The following is a 10754-nucleotide window of genomic DNA, read 5'->3' as shown; positions in this document are numbered from 1 at the left end:
CCGAGACTGACACAGAGGGGACCGGGATCGCCAACGGCACCAAGGATTGCCGACTTGTGATAACTCCGCAATCCTTAGCAGCCCAACGCGTGATCACGGCTTCTCTCACGACACCGGACGCCGTCGACAGCCCGCATCCCGCGACACCCAGAGGGGGATCATGCTTGCCAAGCCGTCCGAACTGTTCGACCGCGACGCCGAATGGTCCGGCCTCACCGCGTTCGCTGGTGACCCGGCACCGGGCGCGACCCTCGCCCTCGTCTACGGACGCCGCCGTCAGGGCAAGACACTTCTCCTTGAACTGCTCTGCGAGGCTGCTGACGGCTTCATGGCTACCGGTGTCGAGCAGTCCGACGCTCAGAATCTCGCCGATCTGGGCGCCGCCTTCACCCACTTCGCCCGGTCCCCCTATCCGGTGACCTTCACCGGATAGGAGGCAGGCGATCGACGCGCTGCTCCGGCTGGGCGAGGACCGGGACGCTCCCCTGCCGGTCGTCCTCGACGAGTTTCCCTACCTGGCCGCTCAGAACAGCGCCATCCCATCGTTGATCCAGAACGCGCTCAGCCCTCGCGGCCGGGCTCGCCGGCACTCCCGCACCCGGCTGATCCTGTGCGGAAGCGCGCTGACCCACATGCGGGGGCTGCTCTCCGCCTCCGCCCCGCTGCGCGGCCGAGCCAACACCGAGCTGATGCTCCATCCGTCCGACTTCCGGGACGCCGCCGGCCTATGGGGTCTGACCGAGCAGCCGGACGTCGCCCTGCGCGTCCACGCCCTGGTCGGCGGCACCCCGGCCTACCTGGACTTCTGCGCCCGGGACGCCCCCGACAGCGCCGACGACGTCGACCCCTGGGTGGTGCGCCGCCTGCTCAGTCCCGCCAGCGCGATGTTCCGTGAAGGCCGGGTACTTCTCTCGCCGAGGAGACCGCCATCACCAGCCCGGCGCCGTACTACGCCGTGCTCGCCGCCATCGCCCGCGGTCGCACCCGACGTGGGGAGATCGCCAGTGATCTCGGCCGGGGCACCGGCGGCATCCACCACGCCCTGACCGTGCTCACCGATGCGCATCTGATCACTCCCCATGAGGACGCCTTCCACTCCCGCCGGACGAGCTTCACTCTCGCCGAGCCGGTGCTGCGCCTGCACCAACTGGTGATCCGCCCCCGGGAGACCCGACTGTCGCTACGCCGCGGCGTCGAGGTCTGGGCCGAACTCGCCGACACCGTCTCCGCCCGCATCTACGGACCGCACTTCGAGGACGTCGCCCGCACCTGGTCGCTGGCCTACGCGTCCGCGGAAACCCTCGGCGGACGGGCGAGCCGCGTCCAGCCTGCGACCATCCGATGCCCCGACACCACCTGCCCGGCCCACGACCATGCGATCGACTCGGTTGTCATCGAGACCAGGCCGAACGAGCCGAACCGTGTGCTGGCCATCGGTGAGGCGAAGTGGCGGGCCACCCCGGTCGACGCCGACGGGCTGGCCCGGCTACGGCACATGCGCTCGGTTCTGCCCGGCGCGCCCGGGGACGTGAAGCTGCTGCTGTTCTCCCGGTCCGGCTTCACTCCCGCTCTCGCCGCGGACGCAGCCACGTCGTCGGACGTCGAACTGGTCGACCTCGCCCGCCTCTACACCGGCTCCTGAGCCCCCGGTCGAGCGCCGCTTGCATCCCCCGGCCCCAGTCCCCTGCCCCGAGAGAGCCTCGAAGCGCATTCCTCCGTGTGACACACTGAGGAATGGTGCATTCTTCATGGTGCCACACGGAGGAATGTAGACTGGCCGCATCGGCACAAAGATCGGCCAGGTTGCCCAAGAGCTGGCCCGCACGAATCCGTGGTGGCGCAGCGCCGACTGAGCCGCGACGGATCCGGACCTGCGCGCGGTACGCGACAGCGGCCTGGGATACCGGTCACCATGCCTGGACGGGCTGGTCAACGGAGGTCTCTACCTGCTGCGGGGACCTCGTCGAGTAGGCAAGACAGTGGCCGTGAAACAGACCATCGTCGATCTGGTCGGCCGCGGGACACCACCACAGACGATCGTGCGGATCGCGGCGGACGCATGGTCCGCGGAGGATCTGCGGACGGTCGTCCAGAACACCGCACTGCCACCGGTACCGCCCGGCACGACACGGTGGTGGCTGTTCGACGAGATCACCGGGACGACTGGCGACTGGGCGGCACAGATCAAGTGGCTGCGGGACAACGACCCCGAGTTCGCGCTGGCCACCGTAGTGCTGACCGGGTCGAGCGCGGCCGGGCTGACCACCGCCTCGGGCGTGCTCGCCGGCCGGCGCGGCCGGATCGACCACGGCGACCGCACCCTGCTCCCACTGGGATTCCGCACCTTCGCGCGGCTGCTGCGACCACACCTACCGGGCGTCCCCGCTGTCGATCTCGCGCGCCTGCGCGGCGACACGGCCCGTACGGCGTACGCCGAACTGCTGCCCTGGCTGGACGATCTCGTGATCGCCTGGGAGACCTATCTGATGTACGGCGGGTTCCCGATCGCCGTGGCGGCGGCCCGCGCCGGTACACCGGTACCCGCCTGGTTCGTCGACGACGTCTTCAACGTCGTGTTCCGGGACGCGTTCGCCGCGTCCCAGCGCAGCCAGACCAGCACCGCCGCCCTGATGGAACGGCTCATGCAGTCGATGGCGGCCCCCGCCAACATGAGCCGGATCGGCGCCGACCTGGATCTCAAACACGACGTGGTGGCCCGTCACATCCGTTATCTCGGTGACGCCTACCTGCTCTGGCACTGCCCGCAGAAGGCGGAACGCGCCTGGACGGCCAGGGAACGCGCCCAGGACAAGCTGTACGCGATCGACCCCCTGGTCGCCCGCCTGGCCCACCTGCGCAACCCCGCCCGGTCCGACATCGACATCACCGTGCTCACCGAGATGCAGACCGGCCTGGCCCTGCAACGCTGTGCCTACGCTCACGGGACGGGATGGGCCGAGGATCTGTTCCTGTTCCATCTGCGTGCCTCGTCCCGCAGAGAGATCGACTTCGTCGCCGAACAGCTTGCGGGTACCGCGGTGGAGAGCAAGTATGTCGAGGGCGGCGCCTGGCGAGGTGCGACCGCCACCATCAGCGCAGCCGGATACGGCGGGCTGATGGTCACCCGCAACGTCCTGGACACCCGTGACGAGAACGGACCCTGGGCGATACCCGCGGGAATCCTCTGCTACCTGATCGATACCTGAGCCCCGACCTCGACCCCAGCAGGGTTGATCGTTTACAGGCCCCGAAGGCTACCGTTCACAGGGCTCGAACGCTACCGTTTTGCGGAACCCGTCACGACGACAGGCGCTCTCGGCTCGCGCCGGCCGGGCCTTCGGGTCGGCCCAGCCGGGCGTGGCGGGCGGTGTTGCCGCTGGCCGTCGTCGGTTCTGGATATGCCAGCTCCGGATGTGTCGTCAGCTCTGGCCGGGAGAGCGGGGCGCGGGCGCCGTGGCGGTGGCCGCCGCGGAGCTGGCGAGCAGGTCGCGGATCTCCGTCAGCAGCCGGATGTCGTCGCTGACCGGCGTGGGCTCCGGCTCCGCGGCCGATCCGTTCCGCTTGCGGAACGCGCTCGCCTTGGCAAGCGGGAGGACGATGAGAAAGTAGATCACGGCCGCGACGATCACGAATGAGACCACGTCGTTGACGAACGAGCCGTAGTTGAACCGACTGCCGTTGACGGTGAAGGTCAGTGCGGAGAAGTCCGGCTGCCCGCCGATGGCCGCGATCAGCGGGGTGATCAGGTTTTTCACCAGTGAGGTGACCACCGCGGTGAAGGCGGTACCGATGACGACCGCGACCGCGAGGTCGACGATGTTGCCGCGGGTCAGGAACTCCTTGAAGCCCTTCAGCCCGGGGGCGATCAGTCGGGTCGGCGCATGGCCCTTGTCAACAGCTTCGCGCAACGCGCTCACACAGATCCCCCAGGAGGCCGGTCGAGTTGTGCGGGGCGTCCGGGTTGGCCCGGAGGTGCCCAGTACCACGGAGGTTACAACTCTGCCCTACAGGGAAAAAATGGCCTCCCTCTGATGTGCCGCGGGCTCTTGTGCGGAGTGGACCGATACGGCGCCTGTCATCCGATGGGGATGTCCTCGCCGAGGTATGCCTGGCGGACGCGGTCGTCGGCGAGCAGGTCGGTGCCGCTGCCGGTGAGGGCGACCTGGCCGTTTTCCAGCACGTAGCCACGGTGCGCGATCCGCAGGGCCTGCACCGCGTTCTGTTCCACCAGCAGCACGGCCACACCGGCTCTGTTGATCTCGACGATCACGTCGAAGATGGTCTGGATGATCCGGGGGGCGAGCCCCATCGAGGGTTCGTCGAGCAGGATCAGCCGAGGTCGGCTCATCAGCGCCCGGCCGATGGCCAGCATCTGCTGCTCCCCGCCGGAGAGGGTGCCGCCCAGCTGGGACGCCCGCTCGGCCAGCCGCGGGAACAGGGTGAAGACCCGTTCGGCGTCCTCCCGCGCATGCCGCCGGTCGTGGTAGGCGCCCATCAGCAGGTTCTCCCGGACGGTCATGCCAGCGAACACCCGCCGTCCCTCGGGAACGTGGCCGACCCCCAGCCCGACGAGGGTGTGTGCCGGTATGGACGACAGCGGCCGGCCGTCCAGGTAGATCTCCCCGCGGCGGGGGCGGAGCAGCCCGGAGATCGATCGCAGGGTGGTCGTCTTGCCGGCGCCGTTCGCCCCGAGCAGCGTCACGATCTCGCCTTCGGCGACCTCCAGCCGGACGCCGCGCAACGCCGGTACGGCGCCGTAGCTGACCTCGATGTCGGCGAGTTCCAGCAACATCAGCGCGCCTCCCCGCCGGAGCCACCGGACGTGTCCCCGGACCCACCGGGCGGGTCCGTGGCCCGCGTGCCGCCGCCCGCTTTCCTTGTCCGGCTCTTCGCGGCCCGCGCGTCGCCGGACGACGCCGCGCTGCCGCCGGTCGCCGCGGCGGTGCCGGTCGTCACGCTGCCGGCCTCGACACCGAGGTAGGCCTCGACCACCGCCGGGTCGCGCTGGACCTGGGCCGGGGTGCCGTGGGCGATGACACGGCCGAAGTTCAGCACCACCACCGTGGCCGCGACGGACATCACCAGCCGCATGTCGTGCTCGATCAGCAGAACCGAGACCCCGTCCCCGGCGATCCGCCGAATCAGCGCCTCGAGAGCGCGCTTCTCGGCGGGATTCGTCCCGGCGGCGGGCTCGTCCAGGAGCAGAAGCCGCGGGTCGGTGCCCAGCGCCCGGGCGATCTCCAGCCGACGCTGCTCGCCGTGGGACAGCGACGAGGCCAGGTCGTGCGCGCGCCGGGACAGGCCGACCAGGTCGAGGAGCTCGAACGCCCGGCTGACCCCGGCCCGCTCCTGCCGCCGCGCGCCGGGCAGCCCGAGGATCGCGCTGAGCGATCCGTACCGCTGCCGGACCTCGGTGCCGATCTGCACGTTCTCCAGCGCTGACAGGGCGGGGAAGAGCCTGATGTTCTGGAAGGTCCGGGCGATTCCGAGGTGGGTGATGGCGTGCGGGCTGCGTCCGACGATCCGCGCCGGCCGGCGGGACGTCCGCCAGAACGTCACCGAGCCATGCTGTGGCCGGTACGCGCCGGTGAAGCAGTTGAACAGGGAGGTCTTCCCGGCCCCGTTTGGCCCGATCACGGCCAGGATCTCGCCCCGGCGCTGCCGCAGCGAGACCCCGTCGAGGCTGGTGACCCCACCGAAACGCAGCGTCAGGTCACGGGCCTCGAGCACCAGATCGGACGGTGGCTCGCCCGGTGTGCCGGCGTCGGCCGGCCCGGTCGCGGCGACGGTGGTCATCCGGCGGCCCCTCCAGGACGCACGACTCCATGACGCACGATCCCGCGGGGGCGCACAGCGTTCTCGCGAAGAGACCCGGCACGAGGGGACAGGGCGCGGCCGGCACAGCGGCCGACACACACGAGGTTCCCCGGGGGCGCGGGGTTGTCGACGTGCGCGGTCATGTGATGGTCCTTCCGATCGGGGCCGCGCCGAGCTGGTCCGAGGCGCCGGCAGCGGTGCCGGCGAGCTCGATCTCCCGACGTCTGCGGCGGGACGGCACCAGGCCCTGCGGGCGGAAAATCATCATTACGATGATGACCGCGCCGAAGTAGATGTACCGGTCCGTCGGCGGAACCTTGTCACGCAGGTAGAAGGCCAGCCCCTGCAGAACGACGGCTCCCATCACCGCGCCCAGCCGCGAGCCCATCCCGCCGAAGATGACCACCGCCACCACGAGGAACGACGACTGCAGGCTGAAGCTCTGCGGGTTGAAGAACTGCTTGGTGGCGAGCAGGACGCCGGCGAACCCGGAGACCGACGCCCCGATGGCGAAGGCGAGCAGTTTCATCCGCAGGGTCGGCACGCCGGTGGCCTCCGCGGCGATCTCGTCCTCCCGGATCGCCGCCCAGGCCCGGCCGATCCGGGACCGTTCCAGCCGCCCGAATGCGATCATGACGATGGCCACGATCCCGAGTAGCAGGTAGTAGTACGGGAGCGGGTCGATCCCCCACTGGTAGTGGATCCCTGGCAGGTCGACCGACAGGTGCGGCACCCCGAAGACCCCGCGCGAGCCGTTCGTGATCTCGTCCGAGTTGTTCGCGAGCAACTGGATGATCTCCCCGAAGCCCAGCGTCACGATCGCCAGGTAGTCACCGCGCAGCCGCAGCGTCGGCGCACCGAGGATCACGCCGGCGAGCGCGGCGAGCAGAAGCGCGATGGGGAAGACGAAGAACGGGTTGAGGATGAACGGCGCGTGCCACGGCATGGCCGACGACGAGCTGAAATAGGCGGTCACGTAGGCGCCGATCGCGAAGAACGCGATGTAGCCGAGGTCGAGCAGGCCCGCGTAACCGACCACGACGTTCAGCCCGAGCGCGAGCAACGCGTAGATACCGATGTCGTTGACCATCGACTGTTGCGCCGCCGTCGAGACGAGCAGCGGTGCCGCGATCGCGGCGGCGAGCAGAACCGCGTTCAGGCCGATGGTGGCATGCGGCGACCCGAGCGTGGCCGCGACGGGCCGGCGGGCTCGCGCCGCCTGCGGGCTCGCGCCGCCGCTGTCACCTCGGCGAGCAGCGGGCGTAGCCGCGCCGCGGCGATCAGCAGCGCCCACAGCCCCACCGCCAGGCCGATGAAGATCCCGATACGCGGATCGATCACCGAGCGCCGCAGCGCGCGGAACGGGTGGACGGAGTCGCCGCCGGGCCCGGTCACCACCGCGGCGAGGACACCGAGGGCGAGGCACACGCCGAGCTGCCGCAGCCGCGCCGGGGTGAGCACGGCGGCGGCTCCCCGAAAGGCCCGCGCCGGCGCGGTGGGAACGGGCTCGGAGGAGGAACCCGGGCCCGCCGGGTTGGGTATCAGGCCTGGACGGGACACCGGTCGGGAGGCGGCTTCCGGCTGCCGCCGCGGTGCCGGCCGCGACGACGGCCCGGGCTGTGTCGGCGGTTCCAGCTGCTCCGACCGCTCCGGCGGGCGCGATGACGTCGGCGGTACTGGCTGGGCCGGCGGTTCCGGCGCGTTCGACCGCGTCGGCGGACGCGGCGCAGCCGACGGCTCCGGCTGTATCGGCGGATGCGCCGACTCCGACGGCTCCGACTGTGCCGGTGGCTGCGACGGCGAAGAAGGAGTGGACGAGGAGGAAGAAGGGGTGGAGGAAGAAGATGCGGACGAGGCCGACGCGGAGGGTTCGGGTGATGCCGGGGACGGCGGGCGGGCGGTCACGCGGCCCTGCCCAACCGCACGCCGAGCAGACCCGACGGACGCACCATGAGGATCCCGACCAGCACCAGGAAGGCGATCACGTCCTTGTAGGACGCCTGGAAGACGTACCCGCCGTAGCTTTCCACCAGCCCGAGCAGGATGCCGCCGAGCATGGCGCCGCGGACGTTCCCGATGCCGCCGAGCACTGCGGCGGTGAACGCCTTCACCCCGGGCACGAAACCCATGTTGTACGAGGCGTTGAAGGTCATGGCATAGAGGAATCCGCCGGCACCGGCGAGCAGGCCACCGATGACGAAAGTCAGGATGATCACTCTCTCGACGTTCACGCCCATCAGGACGGCGGTGTCCGCGTCCTGCGCGACCGCCCTGATGCCCTGCCCGAGACGGGTCCTCGCCACCAGCCGGTCCAGCAGGACGAGCATCACCACCGCGGCGCCGAAGACGACGACGGTCTGGGTGGACACCTGGGCGCCGAAGAAGTGGAAAAGCGTGCCGTTGGCGAACAGGTCGGGGACCGGCACGTTCTGCCGGCCGAACTCCTTGCCGGCGAGGTTCACCGCGAACAGGGACGCGCCGATCGCGCTGATGAGGTAGGCGAGCCTGGGCGCGGACCGTCTGCGCAACGGCCGGTAGGCGACCCGTTCGAGGGTGAACGCCGCCGCGGCGCCGCAGGCGGCACCCACCGCGAGCCCGGCGGCGACCAGCCCCACCGAGGTCAGCCCGGACGGCGTGGCACCGCCCGGCAGCAGGCCCCTGGCGGCGAACAGCCCGCCGAAGGCCCCCAGCATGAACACCTCGCTGTGGGCAAAATTGATCAATTGGAGCACGCCGTAGACGAGCGTGTAACCCAGGGCGATGACCGCGTACAGCGAGCCGACCATGAGACCGTCGACGGTCAACTGCCAGAACTGGTCGGCAAAACCCATGCGTCTCCTCGTCGTGATCGTGTCCTCGTCATGCTCGTGTCCTCGTCATGGCGTGAGCGGTGGCCGCCGCGCCCTCGGAGCGCACCGGCCACCGCCTCACTATCCGTCAGGACCGTTCGGACGGCCCGTCAGGACTTGATCAGATCCACGGTGTTGCCGAGAACGACGATCTGTCCGTTTTTGACCCGGTAGATGAAGTCGTTCGCGCCTTCGACCTCACCGTTCGGCTGGAACTTGACGAGCTTGGTGACACCCTGGTAGTCGACCTTTCCGAAGGCCTCCGCCACAGACTCCCGGCTCAGGTTGTCCCCGAGGTTCTTGAACACCTCGATAAGGGCGTTGGTCGCGTCGTACGCCTCACCGGAGTACGTGCCGGGCCTGGCACCACCGTTGATCTTCTTGTACGACTCGACGAAGGCCGCCGCGTTCGGGTCACTGTTGGCGTCGCTGCACGGGCAGGTCAGATAGGTGCCCTCGGCCGCCGCGGCACCGGCCTGCTCGACGTACTTGGCGTCCAGCGAACCGTCACCACTCACCGTGATGCCCCTGAAGCCCTTGTCGTGCAGGGCCTTGGACAGCAGCGCGAGCTCGGCGTAGTAGCCCGAGTAGAACAGGACGTCCGGCTTCTCCGAAATAATCTTCGTTGCCTCGGAAGTGTAGTTCTTCGTCGGGTTGATGCCGTCGTGGACCACGGTCACCCCCTTGGCCTTCAGCTCCTTCTCCAGCGCGGCGGACAGGCCGGTGCCGTAGTCGCTCTTGTCGTCGAGGGAGAACACCTTCTTCGCCTTCAACACGGTGGCGATGTAGTCGGCGTCCGCCGTGCCCTGGACGGTGTCCGGGGCGATGACCCGGTAGAAGGTCCTGAAGCCCAGCGTGGTCAGCGCCGGGTTCGTCGCCGACGGGCTCACCGAGAGCAGACCGGCCTGCGAGTAGAGCGGTTCGCTGGCCTTGGTGGCCCCGGAGAACATCGGCCCGACGACCGCCAGGACATCCGAGTTGTCGATGAGCTTCTGCGCGGCGGTCGGGCCCTGGTCCGGTGACCCCGCGTCGTCGGACTGCACCAGCTTCAGCTTGAAGGGCAGGTTCGCGTCGGCGTTCGCCTCGGCGACGGCGGTCTCCACCCCATACAGGGCGTTGATGCCAAGTTGCTGGTTGTCACCAGAAAGGACTCCCTGGAAGCCGATGGTAATCGTCTTCTTCCCATCCGATGACGATCCGTCATCGCTACCGCACGCCGCGGCGGTCAAGGCCACCACGCCGGCTAGAGCAACCGCTCCCAGGAGTTTTCGCCTGGCCATGCATCTCCTCCTACCTGTCCCGCTACCTGTCCCGCTGCGTGTTCCGGAGCCGGTGCGTGGACGGCGTACACGGTCGCAATCACGGAGTGTTACTGGCTCCAGCAGCACTCATCCGCGCATCCCCACCGGCATCCGCGTATCCCCACCGGATGTCGGCACCGTAGTCCCTTCCTGGACGCGTCGGAAGCGCACCCTGCGTGCCGTCCAAGGTACCGGTCATCCTGCTTGCACCTACTATCCGCATAGCTGTACCAACCTTGGGTCAGGACAGTCCGAAACGGGTCCCGCGCGGCCACCGGCCATCCCACCAGAGGACACCCCCACCAGGTGGGACGTCAGTTGAGCAGGTAGCGCAGGAGGACGACGTCGCCGAGCTGGCGGGCCTCGGCCAGCTCCATCTGGTGGCTGGCGTGGTGGGGGAAGGCGCCGTTGCCGACGAAACGGGGTGCGGCGGGGTCCCCGACGAAGAACGGCGCTATCACCAGGTGGATCTCGTCGACGAGCCCGGCGGTGAGGAACCGGGTGTGGATCGCGCCGCCGCCCTCGACCATCAGCCGGCGTATGCCGCGCGCGGCAAGGTCCGCCAGGACGGTGTTCAGGTCGAGCGGGTCGCCGGCGTCCACGACGGATGCCACGCCGGCGAGCTGCTCGCGGGTCCTGTCCGCCGCGGGGCTCGCGGCATAGACGATCTTCTCGACCTGCCCGGTGGTGAAGAAGCGGGCGTCGCGGTCGAGGTCGCCACGGCCGGTGAGGGTGACCTTGACCGGGCTCTCCGGCAGGCCACGGGCCACCCGCTTCTCGCGGCGGG

At 69.5% G+C, this 10754-nt stretch carries 12 protein-coding genes (1 of these 12 running past the window's edge); 4 read left to right on the top strand and 8 right to left on the bottom strand.

The features are described from left to right. The first annotated feature begins 160 nt into the window (after nucleotides 1-160). The 4 genes from FrCorBMG51_RS30025 to FrCorBMG51_RS22555 all read left to right on the top strand — a co-directional run bounded on the left by FrCorBMG51_RS30025 (nucleotide 161) and on the right by FrCorBMG51_RS22555 (nucleotide 3206). A complete protein-coding gene (locus FrCorBMG51_RS30025; RefSeq protein WP_200902562.1) occupies nucleotides 161-433 on the top strand; it encodes an ATP-binding protein in 273 nt (90 codons plus the stop codon). A gap of 112 nt (nucleotides 434-545) precedes the next feature. After that, entirely contained in the window at nucleotides 546-1046 is a 501-nt protein-coding gene (locus FrCorBMG51_RS30020) for an ATP-binding protein (protein WP_200902561.1), read from the top strand. Beyond that, the gene (locus FrCorBMG51_RS30015) at nucleotides 956-1642 is read left to right on the top strand and encodes an ATP-binding protein (RefSeq protein WP_200902560.1); all 687 of its coding nucleotides are present in this window, start codon (nucleotides 956-958) and stop codon (nucleotides 1640-1642) included. The genes FrCorBMG51_RS30020 and FrCorBMG51_RS30015 overlap by 91 nt, the downstream gene beginning before the upstream one ends. Nucleotides 1643-1871: 229 nt before the next feature. Next, complete coding sequence (locus FrCorBMG51_RS22555; protein ID WP_086055629.1) at nucleotides 1872-3206, top strand: AAA family ATPase; 1335 nt, start codon at nucleotides 1872-1874, stop codon at nucleotides 3204-3206. A gap of 213 nt (nucleotides 3207-3419) precedes the next feature. Here the strand turns inward: FrCorBMG51_RS22555 and mscL are convergent, their stop codons facing one another. The 8 genes from mscL to FrCorBMG51_RS22520 form a co-directional block, all read right to left on the bottom strand. After that, complete coding sequence (mscL, locus tag FrCorBMG51_RS22550; RefSeq protein WP_200902563.1) at nucleotides 3420-3908, bottom strand: large-conductance mechanosensitive channel protein MscL; 489 nt, start codon at nucleotides 3906-3908, stop codon at nucleotides 3420-3422. A gap of 167 nt (nucleotides 3909-4075) precedes the next feature. After that, the gene (locus tag FrCorBMG51_RS22545; RefSeq protein ID WP_047225015.1) at nucleotides 4076-4792 is read right to left on the bottom strand and encodes an ABC transporter ATP-binding protein; all 717 of its coding nucleotides are present in this window, start codon (nucleotides 4790-4792) and stop codon (nucleotides 4076-4078) included. Beyond that, nucleotides 4792-5796 (bottom strand): ABC transporter ATP-binding protein, encoded by a 1005-nt coding sequence (locus tag FrCorBMG51_RS22540; RefSeq protein ID WP_235433824.1) that lies wholly within the window; start codon nucleotides 5794-5796, stop codon nucleotides 4792-4794. The genes FrCorBMG51_RS22545 and FrCorBMG51_RS22540 overlap by 1 nt, the downstream gene beginning before the upstream one ends. A 160-nt stretch (nucleotides 5797-5956) precedes the next feature. Next, nucleotides 5957-6907: a branched-chain amino acid ABC transporter permease gene (locus tag FrCorBMG51_RS22535; protein WP_235433827.1), complete on the bottom strand. Its 951-nt coding sequence runs from the start codon at nucleotides 6905-6907 to the stop codon at nucleotides 5957-5959. Nucleotides 6908-6972: 65 nt separating this feature from the next. Continuing rightward, nucleotides 6973-7377 carry a hypothetical protein gene (locus tag FrCorBMG51_RS32125; protein WP_235433823.1) on the bottom strand — a complete coding sequence of 135 codons (405 nt, stop codon included), beginning with the start codon at nucleotides 7375-7377 and terminating at the stop codon, nucleotides 6973-6975. 341 nt (nucleotides 7378-7718) lie between these two features. After that, complete coding sequence (locus tag FrCorBMG51_RS22530) at nucleotides 7719-8648, bottom strand: branched-chain amino acid ABC transporter permease (RefSeq protein ID WP_047225014.1); 930 nt, start codon at nucleotides 8646-8648, stop codon at nucleotides 7719-7721. Nucleotides 8649-8776: 128 nt separating this feature from the next. After that, nucleotides 8777-9946 carry a branched-chain amino acid ABC transporter substrate-binding protein gene (locus FrCorBMG51_RS22525; RefSeq protein ID WP_047225013.1) on the bottom strand — a complete coding sequence of 390 codons (1170 nt, stop codon included), beginning with the start codon at nucleotides 9944-9946 and terminating at the stop codon, nucleotides 8777-8779. 335 nt (nucleotides 9947-10281) lie between these two features. Then, nucleotides 10282-10754: the 3' portion of a RibD family protein gene (locus FrCorBMG51_RS22520; RefSeq protein WP_047225012.1), read on the bottom strand. It continues 226 nt past the right edge of the window; the window shows 473 of its 699 coding nt (coding positions 227-699); its start codon lies off the right edge, out of view; its stop codon occupies nucleotides 10282-10284.

The sequence above is a fragment of the Protofrankia coriariae genome (assembly GCF_001017755.1).
GTDB classification, from domain to species: domain Bacteria; phylum Actinomycetota; class Actinomycetes; order Frankiales; family Frankiaceae; genus Protofrankia; species Protofrankia coriariae.
The sequence above is the reverse complement of the archived record's forward strand: the minus strand, read 5'-3'. Positions and strand labels throughout refer to the sequence as shown.